At 75.2% G+C, this 20,259-nt stretch carries 22 protein-coding genes, 2 tRNA genes and 1 other RNA gene; 11 read left to right on the top strand and 14 right to left on the bottom strand.

Annotated features, from left to right (window positions below):
• Position 1: 1 nt before the first annotated feature.
• The 7 genes from ACI8AR_RS05950 to ffs form a co-directional block, all read right to left on the bottom strand.
• The gene (locus ACI8AR_RS05950) at positions 2 to 1,201 is read right to left on the bottom strand and encodes a substrate-binding domain-containing protein (RefSeq protein WP_456939112.1); all 1,200 of its coding nucleotides are present in this window, start codon (positions 1,199 to 1,201) and stop codon (positions 2 to 4) included.
• The gene (locus ACI8AR_RS05945) at positions 1,198 to 2,238 is read right to left on the bottom strand and encodes an ABC transporter permease (RefSeq protein ID WP_456939113.1); all 1,041 of its coding nucleotides are present in this window, start codon (positions 2,236 to 2,238) and stop codon (positions 1,198 to 1,200) included. The genes ACI8AR_RS05950 and ACI8AR_RS05945 overlap by 4 nt, the downstream gene beginning before the upstream one ends.
• Positions 2,235 to 3,509: a M20 family metallopeptidase gene (locus tag ACI8AR_RS05940; protein ID WP_457050156.1), complete on the bottom strand. Its 1,275-nt coding sequence runs from the start codon at positions 3,507 to 3,509 to the stop codon at positions 2,235 to 2,237. The genes ACI8AR_RS05945 and ACI8AR_RS05940 overlap by 4 nt, the downstream gene beginning before the upstream one ends.
• Positions 3,473 to 3,943 (bottom strand): pyridoxamine 5'-phosphate oxidase family protein, encoded by a 471-nt coding sequence (locus ACI8AR_RS05935; protein ID WP_387988425.1) that lies wholly within the window; start codon positions 3,941 to 3,943, stop codon positions 3,473 to 3,475. Before ACI8AR_RS05935 ends, ACI8AR_RS05940 begins: the two co-directional genes overlap by 37 nt.
• Positions 3,940 to 4,800 (bottom strand): IclR family transcriptional regulator, encoded by an 861-nt coding sequence (locus ACI8AR_RS05930; protein WP_457050155.1) that lies wholly within the window; start codon positions 4,798 to 4,800, stop codon positions 3,940 to 3,942. Before ACI8AR_RS05930 ends, ACI8AR_RS05935 begins: the two co-directional genes overlap by 4 nt.
• Before the next feature lie 124 nt (positions 4,801 to 4,924).
• Positions 4,925 to 5,596: a YceI family protein gene (locus ACI8AR_RS05925; RefSeq protein ID WP_457050154.1), complete on the bottom strand. Its 672-nt coding sequence runs from the start codon at positions 5,594 to 5,596 to the stop codon at positions 4,925 to 4,927.
• A 97-nt stretch (positions 5,597 to 5,693) separates the two neighbouring features.
• Positions 5,694 to 5,789, bottom strand: an RNA gene (ffs, locus tag ACI8AR_RS05920) — signal recognition particle sRNA small type.
• Between the two features lie 190 nt (positions 5,790 to 5,979).
• On the opposite strand from ffs, the gene ACI8AR_RS05915 reads away from it, so the two are divergent.
• A complete protein-coding gene (locus ACI8AR_RS05915; RefSeq protein WP_457050153.1) occupies positions 5,980 to 6,921 on the top strand; it encodes a DMT family transporter in 942 nt (313 codons plus the stop codon).
• Between the two features lie 47 nt (positions 6,922 to 6,968).
• Here the strand turns inward: ACI8AR_RS05915 and ACI8AR_RS05910 are convergent.
• Positions 6,969 to 7,053, bottom strand: a tRNA-Ser gene (locus tag ACI8AR_RS05910).
• A gap of 164 nt (positions 7,054 to 7,217) precedes the next feature.
• On the opposite strand from ACI8AR_RS05910, the gene ACI8AR_RS05905 reads away from it, so the two are divergent.
• Both ACI8AR_RS05905 and ACI8AR_RS05900 read left to right on the top strand, forming a co-directional pair.
• On the top strand, positions 7,218 to 7,565 hold the full coding sequence (locus ACI8AR_RS05905) for a hypothetical protein (RefSeq protein WP_457050152.1): 348 nt from the start codon (positions 7,218 to 7,220) through the stop codon (positions 7,563 to 7,565).
• A 43-nt stretch (positions 7,566 to 7,608) separates the two neighbouring features.
• On the top strand, positions 7,609 to 9,288 hold the full coding sequence (locus ACI8AR_RS05900; RefSeq protein WP_457050151.1) for a protein kinase domain-containing protein: 1,680 nt from the start codon (positions 7,609 to 7,611) through the stop codon (positions 9,286 to 9,288).
• 69 nt (positions 9,289 to 9,357) lie between these two features.
• Here the strand turns inward: ACI8AR_RS05900 and ACI8AR_RS05895 are convergent.
• The 5 genes from ACI8AR_RS05895 to ACI8AR_RS05875 all read right to left on the bottom strand — a co-directional run bounded on the left by ACI8AR_RS05895 (position 9,358) and on the right by ACI8AR_RS05875 (position 11,801).
• Positions 9,358 to 9,445 (bottom strand) — tRNA-Ser (locus tag ACI8AR_RS05895).
• 10 nt (positions 9,446 to 9,455) lie between these two features.
• Entirely contained in the window at positions 9,456 to 9,944 is a 489-nt protein-coding gene (locus ACI8AR_RS05890) for a nucleoside deaminase (RefSeq protein ID WP_457050150.1), read from the bottom strand.
• Positions 9,941 to 10,597: an HAD-IA family hydrolase gene (locus tag ACI8AR_RS05885; RefSeq protein WP_457050149.1), complete on the bottom strand. Its 657-nt coding sequence runs from the start codon at positions 10,595 to 10,597 to the stop codon at positions 9,941 to 9,943. Before ACI8AR_RS05885 ends, ACI8AR_RS05890 begins: the two co-directional genes overlap by 4 nt.
• The gene (locus tag ACI8AR_RS05880) at positions 10,594 to 11,097 is read right to left on the bottom strand and encodes a tRNA adenosine deaminase-associated protein (protein WP_457050148.1); all 504 of its coding nucleotides are present in this window, start codon (positions 11,095 to 11,097) and stop codon (positions 10,594 to 10,596) included. Before ACI8AR_RS05880 ends, ACI8AR_RS05885 begins: the two co-directional genes overlap by 4 nt.
• Positions 11,094 to 11,801: an O-methyltransferase gene (locus tag ACI8AR_RS05875; RefSeq protein WP_456935614.1), complete on the bottom strand. Its 708-nt coding sequence runs from the start codon at positions 11,799 to 11,801 to the stop codon at positions 11,094 to 11,096. The genes ACI8AR_RS05880 and ACI8AR_RS05875 overlap by 4 nt, the downstream gene beginning before the upstream one ends.
• On the opposite strand from ACI8AR_RS05875, the gene ACI8AR_RS05870 reads away from it, so the two are divergent.
• From ACI8AR_RS05870 to ACI8AR_RS05860, 3 genes are read left to right on the top strand one after another with little or no spacing between them, the layout of a single operon-like run.
• Positions 11,800 to 12,243 carry a PaaI family thioesterase gene (locus ACI8AR_RS05870; protein ID WP_457050147.1) on the top strand — a complete coding sequence of 148 codons (444 nt, stop codon included), beginning with the start codon at positions 11,800 to 11,802 and terminating at the stop codon, positions 12,241 to 12,243. The two genes, ACI8AR_RS05875 and ACI8AR_RS05870, sit on opposite strands and share 2 nt — an antisense overlap.
• Positions 12,240 to 13,151, top strand: coding sequence for a prephenate dehydrogenase/arogenate dehydrogenase family protein (locus ACI8AR_RS05865; RefSeq protein WP_457050146.1), 912 nt, complete (start codon positions 12,240 to 12,242; stop codon positions 13,149 to 13,151). The genes ACI8AR_RS05870 and ACI8AR_RS05865 overlap by 4 nt, the downstream gene beginning before the upstream one ends.
• Positions 13,152 to 13,189: 38 nt before the next feature.
• On the top strand, positions 13,190 to 13,423 hold the full coding sequence (locus ACI8AR_RS05860) for a DUF2630 family protein (protein ID WP_456928332.1): 234 nt from the start codon (positions 13,190 to 13,192) through the stop codon (positions 13,421 to 13,423).
• A 73-nt stretch (positions 13,424 to 13,496) separates the two neighbouring features.
• Here the strand turns inward: ACI8AR_RS05860 and ACI8AR_RS05855 are convergent, their stop codons facing one another.
• Positions 13,497 to 14,732 (bottom strand): PucR family transcriptional regulator, encoded by a 1,236-nt coding sequence (locus ACI8AR_RS05855; RefSeq protein ID WP_457050145.1) that lies wholly within the window; start codon positions 14,730 to 14,732, stop codon positions 13,497 to 13,499.
• A 177-nt stretch (positions 14,733 to 14,909) separates the two neighbouring features.
• On the opposite strand from ACI8AR_RS05855, the gene ACI8AR_RS05850 reads away from it, so the two are divergent.
• From ACI8AR_RS05850 to ACI8AR_RS05830, 5 genes are all read left to right on the top strand, one after another.
• Positions 14,910 to 15,791 carry an ABC transporter ATP-binding protein gene (locus tag ACI8AR_RS05850; protein WP_457050144.1) on the top strand — a complete coding sequence of 294 codons (882 nt, stop codon included), beginning with the start codon at positions 14,910 to 14,912 and terminating at the stop codon, positions 15,789 to 15,791.
• Positions 15,784 to 16,596, top strand: coding sequence for an ABC transporter ATP-binding protein (locus ACI8AR_RS05845; protein ID WP_457050143.1), 813 nt, complete (start codon positions 15,784 to 15,786; stop codon positions 16,594 to 16,596). Before ACI8AR_RS05850 ends, ACI8AR_RS05845 begins: the two co-directional genes overlap by 8 nt.
• 35 nt (positions 16,597 to 16,631) lie before the next feature.
• A complete protein-coding gene (locus tag ACI8AR_RS05840) occupies positions 16,632 to 17,513 on the top strand; it encodes a branched-chain amino acid ABC transporter permease (RefSeq protein ID WP_457050142.1) in 882 nt (293 codons plus the stop codon).
• A gap of 5 nt (positions 17,514 to 17,518) precedes the next feature.
• Positions 17,519 to 18,682 carry a branched-chain amino acid ABC transporter permease gene (locus ACI8AR_RS05835; RefSeq protein WP_457050141.1) on the top strand — a complete coding sequence of 388 codons (1,164 nt, stop codon included), beginning with the start codon at positions 17,519 to 17,521 and terminating at the stop codon, positions 18,680 to 18,682.
• 112 nt (positions 18,683 to 18,794) lie between these two features.
• Positions 18,795 to 20,135: an ABC transporter substrate-binding protein gene (locus ACI8AR_RS05830; protein ID WP_457050140.1), complete on the top strand. Its 1,341-nt coding sequence runs from the start codon at positions 18,795 to 18,797 to the stop codon at positions 20,133 to 20,135.
• The last annotated feature ends 124 nt before the right edge of the window (positions 20,136 to 20,259 follow it).

The following is a 20,259-nucleotide window of genomic DNA, read 5'->3' as shown; positions in this document are numbered from 1 at the left end:
TTCAGCACAGCCCCAGTTCGCGCAGCTGCTCGTCCGGCAGGCCGGAGGGGACGAACAGGTTGTCGCTGCACTCGGGCCGCACGTACTCGTCGATCTGCTCGTGCGTGAAGCTCGGGCTGTCGATGTAGACCTTGTCGAGGACCGGCTCGCCCTCGAGCACCGACATCGCCGTGTCCAGGCACTCGGTGCTCTGCTCGGGCGGGAAGGACGACAGCGCGAACCTCACGTCGGTGCCCTGGACCGCCTTGAGGAACGCGTTGATCGCGTCACCGGTCATCGGCGGCACGGGGCGCCCGGCCTCCTGGTAGGCCTGCACGACGCCCAGGTCGCCGTAGCCGGAGTCCGACCAGATGCCGTCCAGCTCCGGGTACTGCGTCACCAGGTTGGCGGCCACCGTCTTGGCCACCGTCGGCGACCACTCGGTGTACTGCTCGGTGACGACCTCGATGCCCGGGTACTGCGAGAACACCTCGAGCGCGGCGGCCTTCTGGAACTCGGCGGTCGGGACGCCGGCCAGGCCGCTGAGGACGGCCACCTGGCCCTCGCCGCCCAGCTGCTGCACCAGCCACTCGGCGTACATGGTGCCGAGCAGCTCGTACTGGCGGGTCACGGTGGACACCGCGCCGCTGTCCGCGCCGAGCCGGCCGGCGCAGAGGACCACCGGGATGCCCTGGGCGGCGGCCGCCTGGACCTGGCCGGTGATGCCGTCGCCCATGGGGACGACGACCATCGCGTCCGGGTCCTGCGAGGCCAGCTGCTGGATGTTGTCGACCTGGGCGGTCGCGTCGCCGTTGGCCGAGGCGTAGAGGACCTCGACGCCGAGCTCCTCGGCGTGGGCGCGGAAGGCCTCCTCGTTGGTCAGGCCCCAGGAGTTGGTGGGCCCCTGCGCGGCGAAGGCGATCCGGTAGGTGTCGCCGCTCTTCGGCTCGGCGGCCCACTCGGAGGTGTCGACCTCGCAGATCTCCTCCTCGACGGGCTCGAGCTCCTCGAGGCCGAGCTGCTCGGACGCCGTGGTCCACGCCTCCCGGTAGGTCGCCTGCGCCTCCTCCGAGTTGGCGCACTCCTCCCCTCCACCGCCCCCGCTCGCGGACGTGCCCTCCTGCTCCGTGCCGCAGGCGGCCACGAGCGCGGCCGCCATGCCGAGAGCCAGGGGCAGGCGCAGCCGGCCCAGGCGGCGCGAGGTGCTGACGTGTGTCCTCATCGCACTCCATCCCTCTGCTTGTTCCGACGAGGGGACCGGACGGTCCACCCGCTGCTCTGGAGCCAGACGGCGAGCAGGATCACCGCGCCGCTCACCACCAGCTGCGCCCCCGCCCCGGCGCCGAGCTGCCGCAGCCAGGCGAGCAGCACGGCCAGGAGGACCACGCCGGCGACCGTCTGGCCGATCCGGCCGCGTCCCCCGGTGAGGGCGATGCCGCCGATCACCGCGGCGGCGACGGAGTTCAGGTCGAGGCTGCGGGACAGGCGCGCGTCCACGTAGCCGATGTAGCCGGCGTTGATCAGCCCGGCGAGGACCGCGAGCAGGGCCGAGGCGACGAAGCAGCCCACGACGATCCAGCCGGTGCGCACCCCGGACAGCGCCGTCGCCCGGGCGTTCGCCCCGGTGGCGTAGAGCCGCCGCCCCAGGCCGGTGCGGGACAGCACGACGCCCGCGACCACCGCGACGGCGAGGAAGACCCAGGTGGGGACGGGGACCCCGAGCCACCGGCCGGTCCCCAGGCCGCCGAGCCCGCCGGGGATGTCGCCGGAGGGAGCGCCCCGGGTCCACGCGGTGATGACGCCCTGGACCAGCACGAAGGTGGCGAAGGTGGCGACGAACGCCGGGACCAGCCGCCGGACGACGAGCAGCCCGTTGAGCAGCCCGACCACCGCGCCGGCGCCGAGGGCGAGCAGGACGGCGCCCAGCAGCCGGTCGTCGTCGCCCTGCGTGTACTCGGCGAGGATCACCGTGGTCAGCCCGACGACGGCGCCGATCGACAGGTCGATGCCCCCGACCAGCAGCACCAGGGTCTGGCCGATCGCCGTCACGCCGATCAGGCCGACCTGGAACAGCACCAGCCGCAGGACCCCGCCGCTGTAGAAGCCCGGCGTCGTGATCGCCGCCAGCAGCAGGACGATCGCGAGCCCGGCCAGCGGGGCCACCAGCGACAGGGCCCGGCGCACGAGGTCCCGGCCGGTGCCCGGGCCGGCCGCCGCCGTCCCCGCCGTGGTGCCCTGCGTCGGCGCCCCCGCGGTCACGACGTCCCCTCCCGGTCCTGCGCCGTGAAGGCCCGGGCCAGGTGCTCGTACAGCTCGACGGCCCGCCGGACGGCGGTGACCGAGACCCACTCGTCGGCCCCGTGCGCCCGGCGCAGCAGCCCCGGCCCGAGCGCCGGCAGGGTGGCGATCCCCTGGGCGGCGGCGAACCAGGTCGCGTCGGTGGTGCCGGGGAAGACCGACAGCGGCGGCGCGCCGCCCAGCACGGCCTGGCAGGCCTCCTGCGCGGCGCGGGCGACGGCGTGCCCCGCGGGCACGGCCGCCGGCGGCAGCCAGTCGTTGGGGGCGGCGTCGTACTCCACCGCGAGGTCGGCCCCGGTGTCGCCGGCCACCCGGGTGACCAGCCCGGTGAACGCGTCGGTCACCGCGCCCCGGTCCATCCCCGGCAGGAGCCGGACCTCGGTGTCGACGGCGACCCGGCCGGGCAGCACGCCGTAGCCGACGCCGCCGCGGAAGGTCATGCCGGTGTTGACGGTGGCCGCCCAGCCCTCGAGGGCGTCACCGTTGGCCGGTACGGCGAGCTCCAGGTCGTCGGCGACGGCGGTGACCAGGCGGGCGGCGTCGACCCCGGCGTTGCGGGTGCCCGGGACGCCGGACAGGCTCGAGTGGCCCTGACGGCCGCGGGCGACCAGCCGCAGCCGGGCGATCCCGCGGCTGACCAGGTGCACCCGGTCGAAGTCGTCCTCGATCCCGCCGGGCTCGCCGATCACCACGGCGTCGGCGTCCAGCGGGCGCGTGGAGGCGACGTGGTGCGCGCCGAAGGTGGCGCCGTCCTCCTCGTCGGCGGTGAGGAGCAGGCTCAGCCGGCCCCGCCCGCCGGGGTCGCGGGCCAGCCGGGACGCGGCCACGAGCATGGCCGCGATCGCGCCCTTCATGTCGGCCGAGCCCAGCCCGTACAGCCGGTCGCCGTCGACGTCGGCGCCGAGCGGGTCGACGGTCCAGGTGGCGTCCCCGACCGGCTTGGTGTCCAGGTGGCCGGACAGCACGAGGTGGCTGCCGCCGGGCCCGAGGTCCAGCGTCACCAGCAGGTTGGGGCGCGCCGGGTCCAGCGCCAGCACCTCGGCGGCCGGGAGGCCGAGGGCCGGCAGCGCGTCCCGGACGACGCCGGCGACGGCGCGCTCGTCCCCCGGGGGGTTCGGGCTCGGCGTCCGCACCAGCGTCCGCGCGAGCTCGACGACGTCGAGGACGTCGCCGGCCGGTCCGTCCGCCGCCCCGGTCACTTGTACCGCCGCGCCCAGTCCTGCCCCTGCCACGTCTGGAACGTGACCGGGACGAGCCGGTAGAGCCAGCGCGGCTTGTCGAGGGTCGGCTCGAGGTACTTCGGGCCGTTCTCGCCCAGGTAGCGGGTGGACATGCGCTCGGCGACGGGGACCCACTGCCCGCCCACGTTGGGGCGCTCGACCAGCTCGGCGCGGCACTGGGCCACGACCTTCCGCTGGGCGCCCTCCTCGTCGACGGTGATCGCGCAGCGGGGTTCGGCCTCGAGGTAGCGGCCCCACGCCGCCTTCTCGCGGGGCACCACCCAGAACGCCTCGCCGTCCCACTCCTGCCAGCACGGCACCACGTAGGGCCAGCCCTGGTCGTCCAGGCAGGCCAGGCGGGCGATCCGCGGCTCGGCCAGGAACGCGGCGACCGCGTCCTCGTCGAGCTTGCCGACCTTGCCGCGCCAGCTCTCGTCCTCGCTCATGGGGTCCTCCTCTCGGCGCCCGGGGTCTCCGGGCCGCTGGTCAGGGCGCCGGCCAGGCCGTCCCCGGGCTGCGGGGCGCCGAGCCGCCGGGACAGCTCCGTGGTCACCCGCAGCACGTCGGGCGCCAGGCGCTGCACGTCGTCGCTGGTGAAGCGGTAGGCGGGCGCGGACACCGACAGGCCCGCCACGACGGCGCCGGTGTGGTCGCGGACGGGGGCGGCGACGCAGCGCACGCCCTCCTCGTTCTCGATCTCGTCGGTGGCGTAGCCGCGCTCCCGGATGCCGCGCACGTGCGCGAGCACCGCGGGCACCTCCGTGAGGGTGTTCTCGGTGCGCCGCTCCAGCGGCTCGGTCAGCAGCGCGAGCACCTGGTCGTCGTCCCGCCCGGCCAGCAGCACCTTGCCGATGCCGGTGCAGTGCAGGGGGTTGCGGGAGCCGGGCCGGGCGGCCGGGCGGACCGGCTTGGGGCTGTTCACCGCGGCGACGTAGAGCACCTGCCGGCCGTCCAGGACGCCGAGGAAGCAGGTCTCGCCGCTGATCTCGACCAGTTCCTCCATGAGCTCGGCGGCCTGTGAGCGCAGGTCCAGCCGGTCGAGGAAGGACTGGCCCCAGGCGGCGACGCGCGGGCCGAGCGTGTACGCGCCCTGGCCGTCCACGCGGAGCACCTCCGCCCGGCAGAGGACGTCGAGCAGCCGCAGCGCCGTGGGGCGCGGCAGGCCGCTGGCCTCGACCAGGTCGACCAGGCGCAGCGGGCGGTCGCTGTCGGCCACGTGCTCGACCAGCCACAGGCCCTTGACCAGGGCCTTGGCCGATCCGGCCGCGGAAGTGGACGCAGCGTCCAGTTCGGCTTTGGACACGGGGTCCATTCTGTGGAGATCGTGTTCCCGCACAAGACCCCGGCGCGTGACGATCTCGTTTCGCGGCGCCTCAGCGCCCCCCGGCACCGGGCGCGGGACCGGCCGGGCGCGCGCCCGGCGGGACTCACGGGGTGAGCTTGAGCAGGAACTCGACCTGACCGCGGTCCTCGACGCGGACGAAGCCCAGGTTCGGCGCCGAGATGCCGAAGTCGGCGAACACGACCGGGACGGCGCCGGAGACCTCGACCCCGTCGGCGGTGCGGACGACGGACAGGTCGGTCTGCACCGGGCGGGTCGTGCCGCGCAGCGTGAGGTCGCCGGTCACCGGCACGGTCACCGGGGTGCCGCCGAGCTCGGGCAGGTCCACGGGCCCGCCGACGGCGAACGTCGCCGTCGGGTACGTGCCGACCTCCATGACCTCGTCGCGGAAGTAGCTGTCCCGCTGGCTGCGATCGGTGGCGATGCTCGCGACGTCGACGGCGACCTCGGCCGAGGCGATGTCCCCGCCCTGCACGACCACCGAGCCGGTGACGCGGTCGGTGGTGCCGGCGACGGTCACGTCCGCCCCGTTGAGCACCTCGTCGACCCGGTAGCCGGCCGAGGAGCCCGGGGCGACCGTCCAGGTCCCGTCGGTGTCGGCGGCGAGCTCGACGTCGGAGGGCTGCGCCTGCACGGTGGGCGCCGCGGCGGCGTCCTCCTCGAGCGCGGCGTAGACCAGCGGGCCGACGCCCAGGCCGAGGGCGAGGACCGCGACCAGTCCCCCGACGATCCACCACGCGCGACGGCGACGGGCCATGACGAGCTCCTCTCCTCGACGGATCGAGGATGCTGGCGCACCGACCTGGGAGCCGGCTGTGAGCCGCGCCGTGGGAGCGGGAGACCGTGCCCGGGAAGAGAGGGACCCCCCGCGCACCCGCCAGAGCCCGCTTATCCTTGCTGCCTTCCGGCCCTGGGGAGGTTCACGGGGTGACGCCACACGAGGGGTCTGCACACCACTGTAGAGGACGCCGCCCGCTAGCCTCACGGTCCATGGCCCCCCGGCGCGCCCTCGTCCTGCCCCCGCCCCGCTCCTGACCCGGAGCACCGCGGGCTGACCCGCGCGGCCGGCACCCCCGCCGTCCGCCCCTGCGCCGTGCTCCGGACCCGGTCCCCCGCCCGGAACCAGCGCCCAGGAGCGTCGTGTCCACCCTGTCCTCCCCCGCCCTCTCCTCCCCCGCGGCGAGTCGCGGGTTCCTCCTCGTCGTCCTCGCCTCGCTGTGCTGGGGCACCGCCGGCCTGTCCGGCCGGCTGATCGCCGACCGCAGCGACCTGTCCGCCCTGGACATCGCCTGGTACCGCCTCGCGATCGGCGCCGCCGCCCTCGCGGTCGCCTGGCTCGCGACCACCCGCCGCCGCACCACGGCGGTCCCGGTGACCCGGCCGGTCGCCGTCCGGCTCGCCCTCGTCGGCGCCGGGCTGGGCGCCTACCAGCTCGCCTACTTCAGCGCCGTCGAGCGGGCGGGTGTGAGCATCGCCACGCTCGTCGCCCTCGGCCTGGCACCGCTGCTCATCGCCGTCGGCGGCACGCTGCTCGGCCACGGCCGGCCGAACCGGGCGACGCTGGTCGCGCTGACGGTCGCCCTCGTCGGGCTCACCCTGCTGGTCGGCGTCTCCGCCGGCGCGGACACCGGGACGACGGTGCTGCTCGGCGCCCTCCTGGCCAGCGGGTCCGCGCTCGGCTACGCCGTCGTCACGCTGGCCGGTGGCGGCGTGCCGGCCGGTGTCCCGGTCACCCTGGCCGGCTTCGCCGGGGGCGCGCTGCTGCTGACCCCGGTGGTCCTGGCCGAGGGCCTGTCGGTGCCCACCGACGGCGCGGCACTGGCGGTGCTGCTCTACCTGGGGCTGGTACCGAGCGCGCTGGCCTACGGCCTGTTCTTCACCGGGGTGCGGACGGTGCCCGGTGCGGTGGCCTCGATCGTCACGCTGCTCGAGCCGCTCACCGCGACCGTCCTGGCCACCGCGTTCCTCGGGGAGCGGCTGGCCCCGGCCGCCGTCGCGGGCGGCCTGCTGCTGCTCGCCGCCGTCGCCGGGCTCTACGTCCGCCAGCTGCGCCGGGCGCCGGAGCCGGTGGCCGGGGCGTAGACCACGACGGGCCCCCGGCCGTCAGCCGGGGGCCCGTCGTGTCCGTGCGGAGGATGGGAGATTCGAACTCCCGAGGGGTTGCCCCCAACCCGCTTTCCAAGCGAGCGCCATAGGCCACTAGGCGAATCCTCCAGTGCGCCGATCGTACCGGGCGCCGGGCCGCGGGTCAGCCGCCGCCCCGGCACGGGCGCGCCGCCCCGGGTGGTCCGCGGGGGCGGCACGGGGCAGGCTGGACCGGTCGCACACCGCACGGGCACCGCACGGGGCCGCACGGGGGAACCGAGGAGGCAGGACGGATGAGCGAGCCGGATCAGGTCCGACCGGAGGTCGTGGAGGCCATCGTCGCCGTCCTGCACGGAGCCGACCCGGCGGGGCTGCCGCCGTCGGCGACCGCGGAGGAGAAGGCGGCCGCCAAGGACCGCTACCTGTCGGAGTTCGCCGCCGAGCGCAGCAAGCGCGACCGCCAGGCCCAGGCGTGGGAGCTGCTGCTGACCCGCGGCTACGACGAGCCGCCGACGTGGGCGCGGCTGTTCGACGACCTGGCGCCCGACGCGGTCGAGCAGCTGGGCGAGCTCTACGACGTCCTGCCCGAGGGGGCGCAGGAGGAGTACGCACGCCGCTACGGCGTCCCCAGCACGGTCTGAGCCGGCCCGTGCCGGGCGCCCGCCTCCGGGGTAGGAGCCGCCCGTGACCGCCACCGTCCCCGGCCGCCTGGTGGCCGGCCGCTACCGCCTGCTGGAGCGGATCGGCGGCGGCGGCATGGGCGCGGTGTGGCTGGGGCGCGACGAGCTCCTCGACCGCCGGGTGGCGGTCAAGCAGGTGCTCCTGCCGGCCGGCGCCGACCCGGAGACGACCGACCACCACCTCCAGCGGGCGCTGCGCGAGGGCCGGATCGCCGCGCGGCTCACCCACCCGCACGCCATCTCGGTCTACGACGTGGCGCTGGAGGGTGGCATCCCCTGGCTGGTCATGGAGTACCTGCCCTCCCGCAGCCTGGCCGAGGTGCTGGCCGAGGACGGGCCGCTGCGCACCGACCAGGTGGCGCAGGTCGGCGCCCAGCTGGCCGACGCGCTGGCCGCCGTCCACGCGGCCGGGATCGTCCACCGCGACGTCAAGCCCGCCAACGTGCTCATCGGCCGCGGCGACCGGGTCGAGGGCCTGGTCAAGATCACCGACTTCGGCATCTCGCACGCCAGCGGCGACGTCACGCTCACCCAGACCGGCCAGATCACGGGGACGCCGGCCTTCCTCGCCCCCGAGGTCGCGCAGGGCGCCGGGATGACGCCGGCCAGCGACGTCTTCTCCCTGGGCGCCACCCTCTACACCTGCGTGGAGGGGCAGCCCCCGTTCGGCATGGACGACAACGCGCTGCGCCTGCTGCACCGGGTCGCCGGCGGGGAGATCCGCCCGCCCGCCCGCGCCGGGTCGCTGGAGCGGCCGCTGCTGCGGATGCTCGCCCGCGACCCCGCCGACCGGCCGGAGATGACCGAGGTCCGCGACGTGCTCGCCAAGCTGGCCGCCGGCCGCGACGGCGACACGACGACGGTGCTCCTGGCCCGCACCGACCTGCGGTCCTCCCGCGACCGGGACCGGACCGCCGCGGTGCCGGCGCCGGTGCCCCCGACCGACCCGGCGGCCCGCGCGGACCCGCCGACCACCGTCCAGCCCGCGGCCGCCCCCACCGGCCCGCCGGCCCCCGGGCCGGAGCCCGCCGACCGCCCGGAGCCGGGGTCCGCCGCCCGTCCCGGGCCGCCCCTGACCAGGCCGACCGTCGGGGCCCGGCGCCGGCGCCGCCGCCCGCTGCTCGTGGCCGCGCTGGTCCTGCTCGTCGTGCTGGCCGCGTCGCTGGGCACCTGGCTGGCCGTGCGCGGCGACGGCGGCAGCCCGTCGGCCGACCCCGCACCGCAGAGCACGGCGGACCCGACGTCGCCGGGCACGGAGCCGGGCACCGAGCCGACCCCCGCGCCGGAGACGGCGACCGGATCCGCCGGGGAACCCACCCCGGAGCCGATGGAGACGACCCCTGCGGACGAGGCCGAGCCCGCGTCGGACGTGGAGGGCGAGGCGCGGCAGACCCTCGAGCAGTACTACGAGTACCTGCCCGACGACCCCGAGAGCGCGTACGCGATGACCGGGCCGAGCCTGCGGTCGCGGGCGAGCTTCGACTACTACCGCGACTTCTTCGGCCGCTGGGACGAGGTGTCGCTCGTCGACGTCCGGGACGTCGACGAGCGGGACGACGGGCTCACCGCGACCAGCCGGGTGGAGTTCGTGCGGGGCGGGGAGCGCGTGGTGGAGACGCACGCGGTGACGTTCGTCCGCGGGGACGACGGGGAGCTGCTGGTCGACCTCGACGTCGTGGCCTGACCCGGAGACCCTGACCCGGGAGACGACGACGGCGGCGCCCCGTCGCGGGGCGCCGCCGTCGGATCCTGCTGGCGGTGGCGGTGGGATTTGAACCCACGGAGGCTTGCACCTCACACGCTTTCGAGGCGTGCTCCTTCGGCCGCTCGGACACGCCACCGCCGAAGAGACTACAGGGCCCGCTTCCGGCGGAAGAACGCACGTAGGAGTGTCGCGCTCTCCTCGGCCCGGACCCCGCCGGTGACCTGCGGCCGGTGGTTGAGCCGGCGGTCCCGGACCACGTCCCACAGCGACCCGGCGGCACCGGCCTTGGGGTCGTCGGCGCCGTAGACGACGCGCGTCACCCGGGCCAGCACGCTGGCGCCGGCGCACATCGTGCACGGCTCCAGCGTGACGACGAGCGTCGCGCCGGTCAGCCGCCAGCCGTCCCCGTGCACCGCGGCCGCGGCGCGCAGCGCGAGCACCTCGGCGTGCGCCGTCGGGTCGCCCCGCTTCTCGCGCTCGTTGGCCGCCTCGGCGAGCACCGCGCCGTCCGGTCCCAGGACGACGGCGCCGATCGGGGTGTCGCCCCACTCCTGCGCGGCGACGGCGAGCTGCAGCGCGCGGACCATCGCCGCGTCGACGACGTCGTCGGGCAGGACGCCGGCGGGGGCGGTCACGTCCGGGCGCCGGCCAGCGGGAGGCCGACCAGCGCGGACAGCTCGGCGAGCGCGGTCGCGGGGTCGGCGACCTTGATCGTGTGCATGCCCAGCGCCCGGGCCGGCTTGAGGTTGATGCCCAGGTCGTCGAGGTAGGCGCAGTCGGAGAACGCGAGGTCGCGGCCGGTGGCCTCGTTCAGCCGGGTCAGCGCCCGCCGGTAGATCTCCGGCTCGGGCTTGCGCACGCCCTCGATCGAGGACTCGACGACGGCGTCGAAGAGGTCGAGCAGCTCGGCCAGCCGCCCGGTGCGCTCCATCGGCGCGACGTTGTTCGACAGCATCCCCAGCGGCAGGCCCGCGGCCCGCAGCGTCCGCACCGCCTCCACCATCTCCGGGCGGATCTCCCCGGACAGCGCGGCCAGCACCCGCCGGGCGTCCACCCGGTGGCCGGCGGCCAGCGCCTCGGCCTCGAAGGTGTCGACGAACCCCTCGACGTCGAGCTCGTTGCGCTCGTACCGGGCCCAGGCGTTGGTGTCCGGGTCGGTGCTGTTGAGCCGCCGGATCAGGCCCTCGGGCAGGCCGGCCTCGGCCTCGTAGGCGGCGAAGGCGAGCATCGGGCTCTCGGTGATGACCCCGCCGAGGTCGAACACGACGGCGGTCGCGGTCGCGCTCACGCCCCCACCGCCGCGGCCAGCTCGTCGGCGAAGCCCAGCCGGGTGGCGATCCGCGCGACCATCTCGTCGGCCCACAGGTCGTCGGCGGTCACGATCGGCCGCAGCTCGTCCGCGGGCAGTCCGTCGTCGGCGAACACGTCCAGGTCCCCTCCCGGCCATCCGGTCTCGTCGTCGTCGAAGGCGCCGTCCTCGTCGACGGCGATCCCGTAGCGCTCGACCACCTCGGCGCCGAGCACCCACTCCTGCATGGTCGCGTCCGAGATCAGTGCCCGCACCATGCCCCCGGGGCCGTGCCGGAGCACGACGAAGTACAGCCGCGAGTCGACGACGACGACGAACGGCCCCGGCCACTCCTCCGCACCGGGGTCGCCCAGCGCCCGCTCGAGGACCGGCAGCTCGTCGGAGGCGTCGGCGGCCAGCAGCTCCACCCGCCAGCGGCCGCCGCGGCGGGCGACCCGCACCGCCCAGCTCGGCGGGGCGGCCGTCTCCGGGGCGCTCACCGGACCCGCAGCACGGTCAGGCCGTCGGCCAGCGGCAGCAGCACGGTCTCGAAGCGGGGGTCGGTGGCCAGCGCGGCGTTGAGGTCGGCCAGCACGCGGTCCTCGTCGTTCTCGGGCGCCAGCACGCGGCCGTTGCGCAGGGTGTTGTCCAGCAGCACGACACCGCCGGGCCGCATCCGCGGGTGCAGCTCCTCGACGTAGGCGGGGTAGCCGCCCTTGTCCGCGTCGACGAAGGCCAGGTCGAACACCGGCTCGGCGGGCACCGCCCGCAGCAGGTCCAGCGCCTCCCCCAGCCGCAGCTCCACCCGGTCGGCGACGCCGGCCCGCTCCCAGTACCGGCGGGCGATCGCCGTCCACTCCTCGCTGCGGTCCAGGCACAGCAGCGAGCCGCCCTCGGCCAGGCCGCGGGCGATGCACAGGGCGGAGAACCCGGTGAAGGTGCCGATCTCGACCGCCCGGCGGACGCCGAGCGCGGCGGTGAGCAGCCGCATGAGCACGCCCTGCTCGACGGCGATCTGGAAGGTGGCCGGGACCTCGCCCCGGTCGGCCAGCGCGGCGGTCTCGGCGACCAGCGCGGCGGCCACCTCGTCCAGGGGCTCGGAGCTGGCCCGCACGTAGTCCGACACCTCCTGCGACAGGAGGAACGACCGCGGGGTCATGCCGGAGGCCGGGAGCGCGGGGAGTGCGGCATAGCCTCTGATCATGGCCGATCCCGCCACCTCCGACGGAGCCGAGGTCGACGCCGCGCTGTTCGCGCAGCTGGCCGCCGACCCGCTCGCGGAACTGCTCGGCATCGAGCTCGAGGAGGTGCGGCCGGGGTACGCGCGGGCGGCCATGACCGTCGGCCCGCGGCTGCTCAACGCCGTCGGCACCGCGCACGGCGGCGCGACGATGGCGCTGCTCGACGTCGTCCACGCGGCGGTGAGCAACAGCCACGGCACGGTGGCCGTCGCGCAGGACGTGCACACCGAGTTCCTGGTCGCGGGCCGGCCCGGGGAGCGGCTGGTGGCCGAGGGCAGCGAGCTGCACCGCGGCGGCCGCACCGCCGTCTACCGGATCGACGCCCGCGGGGAGGACGGCCGGCTGGTGGCCACCGCGCTCGCCCGCGTCTTCCGCACCGACCGGCCCTGGGGGGCGCCGGCATGAGCCTCCCGGTCCCGACGATGCCGGCGCCGCCGGTCGGGGTGGTGGGCCTGGGGCAGCTGGGCGGGTCCCTGGCGGCCGCGCTGGTCGCCGCCGGCCGCGACGTGTCCGGGTGGGACGTCGACCCGGCCGCGCGCGAGGCGGCCGCGGCCCGCGGCGTGCGGGTCACCCGCGAGCTCGGCGGCGTCGTCGTCCTCGCCGTCCCCCTGCCGGCGATGGCCACGGCCCTCGACGGACTCGACGTCGACCCTGCCGCGACCGTCACCGACCTGGGCTCGGTGAAGGTCCCGGTGCTCGCCGCGGTGGGGGCGGCGCTCGGCGGCCGGTTCGTCGGCGGGCACCCGATGGCCGGGACCGAGCGGTCCGGGCACGGGGCGACCGACCCCGGCCTGTTCCGCGGCGCGCGCTGGGCGCTGTGCCTGGAGCCGGGGACCGAGCTGCCGCGCTGGCTCCGCGCCGCCGAGGTGGCCCTCGACGCCGGCGCCGAGGTGGTGCCGGTGACCGCCGCCGAGCACGACGACGCCGTCGCCGCGGTCAGCCACGTGCCCCACCTGCTGGCCGCCGCGCTCGCCGCCGCCGCGGGCGAGGCGGGCCGGCTGGCCCTCGCGCTGGCGGCCGGCAGCTTCCGCGACGGCACCCGGGTGGCCGGCAGCGACCCGGCGTTCGTCACCGCGATGGTCGAGGGCAACGCCGGGCCGACGGCCGCCGCGCTGGCGCGGGTGCGCGCGCAGCTGGACCGCCCGTGGCCGGAGCTGGTCGCCGCCGGGCACGCGGTGCGCAGCCCGGTCCCCGGGCGCCGGGCGGTCCGCGTCCCGCTGGACCGGGTGGCGCTGCTGGCCCTGGGCCGGGCCGGCGGCGCGGTGACCCGGCGGCTGGCCGCGTTCGTCGAGGGCTGGGTCCCCGAGCGCTGACCGGTTACGCCGGCGGGACCTCGGGCAGAGTGGCGGGCATGGACGACAGCGAGATCCGCAGCCGCATCGACGCACTGGTCGAGGAGGAGCACCGGCTCCGCGAGAGCGGGGACCACACCGCCGAGCAGCGCACCCGGCTCCGTCAGGTCGAGGAGGAGCGGGACCAGCTCTGGGACCTGGTCCGCCAGCGGGACGCCAAGCGGCAGTACGACGAGGACCCGGACACGGCCGAGGTGCGCCCGAGGTCCGAGGTCGAGGGCTACCTGCAGTAGGCGAAGGACCCCTCGCCCCCACCGCTCGCAGGCTCGCGGCGGGCCCCTGCGAGGGGGCCGTTCCAGCACGTCGCTAGGCGGAGTCGCGGACCGGCCGGCGGTGCCCGGCGTCGTGGTGGCCGGTGCCCAACAGGGCCAGCTGCCACAGCAGCCGGGCCCGCGGGTCGGTGAGCTTGCGGCCGGTCACCGACTCGATCCGCCGCAGCCGGTGCATGACCGTGTTGCGGTGGCAGTACAGGAGGTCGGCCGCGCGCGTCGGTGAGCCGTCGGCGTCGAGGAAGGCCGACAGCGTCTCCAGCAGCACCTCGCGCTCGTCCCCGGGCAGCTCGAGCAGCCGGCCGAGGGTCTGGCCGACCAGCCGCGAGGCGATCTCCGGGGAGTTGCTCAGCAGCGCCTCGGGCAGCCGGTCGTCGATGGTGACCACCCGGGCGGCGTCCTCGGGCAGGGTGCGCGCGGCGGTCTCGGCCAGCCGGTACGCGCCGGCCACGGCCGCCGCGCCCTCGACGACGGAGGACACCCCGACCGGCCCGGTGGCCACGGCGCCGAGCCAGGCCAGCAGCTCCGGCAGCCGGCGGGTCCCCATCGCCACCACGCCGACCGCGGCCTGCGACCGGGTGGCCCACGCCGAGCGGATGCCGCGCTTGAGCAGCGCCGACGTCGGGTCGAGGAACGCGTTCCCCTCCTCGCCGGCCGGCGCGACGACGACCACCAGCCGGCCGGCCAGCGGCACCGACAGCAGGTCGGCGGCGGTGCGGGCGTAGGCCGGGTCGCCGCCGCGGCCGTCGAGCAGCCCGTCGAGCAGCCGCTGGCGCTCGGCGGCGTCGAGACCCGAGCGGCGCCGCTCCTCGTCCCGGTAGCCCTCCGCGGCGGCACTGCAGCCGCGGTCGTTGGTGCGCCACAGCGAGCCCGCGACCTCGAGCAGCAGCCCGTCGTCGTGCCGGTCGCCCTGGCGGGACAGCGCGACCAGCGCCTCCCAGGTGATCTGGCCGCCGAGCCGGTAGGCGCGCAGCACGGCCTCCAGCGGGATGCCCTGCGCGGCCCGCAGCCGGCCGACGGCGCGGGCCCCCTCCGCGTGGCTCTGGTGGTAGGCCGCGGGGACGTCGGGCCGCAGGCCGCGGACGCCGACCTCGAGGTTGCGCCGCAGCGTCGCGCGCATCTGCTGGTCGCCCCCGACCAGGGCCTCGCGGTAGGCGGGCTCGGTCTCGACCAGGACCTCCACCATCCGGTCGGTCAGCTCGTCGAGCCGGTCCAGCAGCGCCGGGACCAGTTCGGCGAGGCGCTCCTCCACACCCCAGGGGGCAGTCCGCACGCGCTCACCTCCTGTGTTCATCGCACAGAGCACAACACGTGCCACCGATCACTGTGCGGTGCGCCCATTGTGACGGTCCTCACCGGCCAGCAGAGTCAAACGGACGTAGCCGTGACCCAATCGTCGCCCCTCGGGCGGCGGTCGGCAGCGCGGCGACCTCCCCGACGCAGAGGAGACGTGGGCACCTTGGCGCAGCCGCCGGAAACCACAGGCAGCAGCACCCGGCACCAGGACCGATCGCCCACCGCCCGGCTCGAGATGACCGGGATCAGCGTCGCCTTCGGCGGCGTGAAGGCCCTCACCGACGTGTCGCTGACCGTCGAGCCGGGTCAGGTGCACGGGCTCATCGGCCCCAACGGCGCCGGCAAGACGACGATGTTCAACGTGGCCTGCGGGCTGGTCCGCGCCACCGAGGGCCGGATCGTGTGGCGCGGCCAGGAGCTGCGGCGGCTGCGGCCGAACCAGCTCGCGAAGCTCGGCATCGCCCGCACCCTGCAGGGCGTGGGCCTGTTCCCCGGCCTGACGGTGCTCGAGAACGTGATGGTCGGCGCGCACAAGCACGCCCGCGCCGGCTTCTTCTCCGCGCTGTTCGCGATCCCGACCTCCGACAAGGACGACGCCCGGCTGCGCGAGCGGGCCACGGCCGCCCTCACCGAGCTCGACGCCGAGGGCTACGCCGGCCGCTACCCCGGCAGCCTCCCGTACCCGGTGCAGAAGCGGGTCGCGCTGGCCCGCGCGCTGGTCGCCGAGCCCGAGCTGCTGCTGCTCGACGAGCCGGCCTCCGGCCTCAGCGAGGACGAGATGCACGAGCTGGGCGAGCTCATCCAGCACCTGAGCGGCCGGATGAGCGTCCTGCTGGTCGAGCACCACATGGACCTGGTCATGCGGGTGTGCGACCAGATCACCGTCCTGGACTCCGGCCAGCTGATCGCCGCCGGCACCCCGGAGCAGGTGCAGAACGACCCGGCGGTCACCGAGGCCTACCTCGGCGACGCCGTCGACGACACGACCGACGCCAGCGAGCTGGCCGCGACCGACGGGGGGACGACCCGTGGCTGAGGCGCACGGCAGCACGGCGGCGGGCACTGCCGGCAGCACCGCCGGGACCGGCCTGACCAAGGGCGCGGCGGCCCCCGCGGGCGGCGCGGCGACCACCACCGCCGTCCTCGAGGTCGAGGGCCTGTCGGCCTCCTACGGTCCGGTCAAGGCGCTCGACGGCGTGACCCTGCGCGCCGAGCAGGGCCGGATCACCGCGGTGCTCGGGGCCAACGGCGCGGGCAAGACGACGCTGCTGCGCACGATCAGCGGCCTGGTCCGGCCCACCGCCGGCCGGGTGACCCTCAACGGCGAGGACGTCACCCGCGACCCGGTCGAGGCCATGGTCACCAAGGGCATGGCGCACGTGCCCGAGGGCCGCGGCGTCATCGCCGAGCTCACCGTGGACGAGAACCTGCGGGTCGGCTCGCTGTTCCGCGGCAAGGTCGCGCAGGACGAGTTCGAGCGCGTCTACGACCTCTTCCCGCGGATCCGGGAACGGCGCAACCAGACGGCGCACACGCTGTCCGGCGGTGAGCGGCAGATGCTCGTCATCGGCCGCGCGCTGCTGGCCCGGCCGAAGGTCCTGCTGCTCGACGAGCCGTCCCTGGGCCTGGCCCCGCGGATCGTGGCGCAGATCTTCGGCCTGGTGCGCCACCTGGTCGACACCGAGGGCCTGTCGGTGCTGCTCGTCGAGCAGAACGCGCGCAGCGCGCTGTCGGTGGCCGACACCGGCGTCGTGCTGAACCTGGGCCGGGTCGTGGTCACCGACGACGCCGCCCGGCTCGCCGGCGACGAGGACCTCCGGCACGCCTACCTCGGCTTCTAGCCCCCGCTCCGCACGCCCAGGAAGGCAGTCCCCACGTGCAAGAGTTCGTCAACCTCACCCTCGGCGGGGTGATCACCGGCTCGGTCTACGCGGCGTTCGCCCTCGCCCTCGTGCTCATCTGGCGGTCCACCCGGATCGTCAACTTCGCGCAGGGCGCGATGGCCGCGCTCACGACGTTCATCGCGCTCTCCCTCATCGAGTCCGGCCAGTCCTACTGGGTCGGCTTCGTGGTCGCCCTGCTGGCCGGCCTGGTCATCGGCGCGGTCGTCGAGCGCGTCGTCATCCGCCCGGTCGAGGGCGGGCCGGAGCTCAACGCGGTCATCGTCACCCTCGGTCTGTTCATCGCGATCCAGGCGCTGATCTCGGTCCTGTTCGGCGTCAACCAGCGGGCGTTCGTGCCGCCGTTCTCGAACATCGGCTTCAAGGTCGGCGACTTCACCCTGGCGCTCAGCCCCAACACGGTCTACACGCTCCTCGCGGTCCTGCTGGTGATGGTCGGGCTCACCGCCCTGTTCCGGTTCACCCGTGTCGGCCTGGCCATGCGCGCCTCCGCCTTCGGCCAGGAGGTCGCCCGGCTGCTCGGCGTGCGGGTCGGCCGGATGCTCACCCTCGGCTGGGCGCTGGCCGCCGTCGTCGGGTCGCTCGCCGGCATGCTCATCGCAGCCGAGACGGCCTTCGTGTCGCCGACCTTCATGGACTCGCTGATCGTCTTCGGCTTCGTCGCCGCGGTCCTCGGCGGGCTGGACTCGCCCGTCGGGGCCGTCGTCGGGGGGCTGTTGCTCGGCCTGCTGCTGAGCTACGTCCGCGGCTACCTCGACGAGACCCTCGTCGGCATCGCGGCCCTGGTCATCCTCGTGGTGGTCCTGCTCGTGCGACCCGGCGGCCTCTTCTCGACGACCCAGACGCGGAGGGCGTGACCGCCATGAGCGACCTGCAGACCCCCGCCTCCCCCGCGCAGCCCGGCGCCGCGTCCTCCGACGCGCCGTCGCTCGCCACCGCCGCGGCCGACGCCAGCTCCGCCCAGGCCACCGGCGGGCGCACGTTCCTGCCGCGCAACACGCTGCTGCGGCACCTGCTCGTCCTGGTCCTCTGTGCCGTCGGTGCAGTGCTGCTGCTCGAGTCCACCGACCTCGGCTTCAACGCGCAGATCGGCTACGTGGCCTTCTACGCCATCGCCGCAGGTGGCCTGACCCTGCTCACCGGCCTCAACGGGCAGATCTCGCTGGGCCACGGGGCGCTCATGGCGGTGGGCGGCTACACCACCGCGCTGCTGCTCGACGCCGAGGAGCCGCTGCCGCTGGCCGTCATCTTCCTCGCCGCGATCGCGCTCACCTCGATCGTCGGCGCGATCGTCGGCGTCGCCGCGGCCCGCCTGCACGGCCCCTACCTGGCCGGCGCGACGCTCGCGCTCGCCGTCGGCCTGCCCGGTCTCGCGCTGTACTTCAAGAGCACCCTGGGCGGCGAGCAGGGCCTGACGGTCTCCACCCCGGACCGGCCGGACTGGTTCGTCGAGACGATCCGCACCCTGTCGGGCAACTCGGCCTCGGGCGTGAAGTGGATCGCCTACATCGCCGTCGCCTGCCTGCTGATCACCTTCTTCCTGCTGGCGAACCTCATGCGCAGCCGGGTCGGGCGCACCTGGCGTGCGGTGCGCGACCAGGAGGTCGCCGCCGAGCTGGCCGGCATCAACCTGGGCGCCTGGCGGGTGACCGCGTTCGTGGTCAGCGCCGCCTGTGCGGGCCTGGCCGGCGCCGTGCTCGCCCTCGTCGTCCGACTCACCGCGCCGACGGCGTTCACCATCGTCCTGTCCCTGTCCCTGCTGACCGCGATCGTCATCGGCGGGCTGGGCAGCCTCTTCGGCGCGCTGATCGGCTCGGCCCTGCTGGTCTTCCTGCCGCGCTACCTGCGGGACATCGGCGAGTCCCTGGACATGGACGCCGCCCAGGCCGCCGAGATCTCCTACGTCGTCTACGGCGTGATCCTCGTGCTGGTCATGCTCTTCGCCCCCGCGGGCCTGGTCGGGTCCGTCCGGCTGGCCTGGATGAAGCAGCGCGCGCGGCGGACCGCCGCCCGCGCCAGGGGGTGACGAGCCGGGACCCGACGGCTGTCCCCCGACCCGGCCAGCGGCCGCATCTCGACTTCCCCACCCCCACAAGACCCCCGGGCACAGGCGCCCGGGTCCCTCCAGAGGAGAACCCTTGACACGATCCTCACGACGCCTCGTCGGCATCGTCGCCGCGGCGACCGTCGCCACCACCCTGGCCGCCTGTGGCGGCGGTGACTCCGGTGAAGGCGGTGGCGGCGGCAGCGAGGGGAACGAGGCCTCGGACATCGGCATCACCGAGGACTCGATCAAGCTGGGTGCGCACTACCCGCTGACCGGTCCGGCCGCCCCTGGCTACAGCGAGATCCCGAGTGGGGTCGAGGCGTACTTCGAGTACGTCAACGCCAACGGCGGTGTCAACGGCCGGCAGATCGAGTTCGTCTACCGCGACGACGCCTACAACCCCACCAACACCAGCCAGGTCGTGAACCAGCTCGTCCTCGAGGACGAGGTGTTCGCGCTCATGTCGGGTCTGGGCACGCCGACCCACAACGCCGTCACCGACTTCCTCAACAGCGAGGGCGTCCCCGACCTGTTCGTGTCGTCGGGCTCACGACTGTGGGACGACCCCGAGGAGAAGCCGTACACCTTCGGCTGGCAGCCCGACTACGAGATCGAGGGCAAGATCATCGGCCAGTACGTGGCCGAGAACTTCCCCGACGCGAAGGTCGGCCTCTTCCTCCAGGGTGACGACTTCGGCGAGGACGGGGCCGCCGGTGCCCGCCAGTTCCTCGAGGACCAGATCGTCGCCGAGGAGACCTACGTCCCCGGCCAGACCGACGTCCGTCCGCAGATCTCGGCCCTGCAGGCCGCCGGGGCGGACCTCGTCCTGGGGTTCAACACACCCACGTGGACGGCGCTGTCCCAGCTGACCGCGCTCCAGCTGGGTTACGACCCGCAGTGGTTCTACTCGAACGTCGGCTCGGACCCGGCGCTGGTCGGCTCGCTGCTGGCTCGCTTCTCCGAGGGCCAGGTCAGCGACGCCAGCCTGCTCGACGGCGCCCTGACCACGGAGTACATCCCCGGCCTCGACGCCCCTGACAACCCGTGGGTGCAGCTGTGGCAGCGGGTGTGGGACGAGCACGGCCAGGAGGGCGAGCTCTCCAACTTCCGCATCTACGGCATGTCGCAGGCCTACACGATGGTCCAGGCCCTGCAGGCCGCCGGCCAGAACCCGACGCGTGACGACCTCGTCGCCGCCGTCGAGCAGGCCGGCTCCGAGTGGGAGGGCCCGGGCTTCACGCCGTTCCGTTACTCGGAGGACAAGCACGCCGGCTTCAGCGGCATGCTGGTCAGCCGGATCGCCGGCCAGGGTTCCGAGGACCTCACCCCGGTCCTGGTCACCGACAACGGCGACGCAGAGATCGAGGAGCTCGGTGACGAGCCGGCCGGCCCGCCGGAGAACGGCATCCCGGACGAGGAGCCGATCAACTAGGACTCCCCGCACGACGAACGGGCCGTCGACCCCTCCGGGTCGGCGGCCCGTTCGCCGTCCCGGGTGACCTCGCGAGAACACTCAGCTCCCGAAGTGTCGGCAGTTGACCTCCGGGTAGGGCTCC

The sequence above is a fragment of the Geodermatophilus sp. SYSU D01036 genome (assembly GCF_054050435.1).
This window is presented reverse-complemented; position numbering and strand designations above follow the sequence as displayed.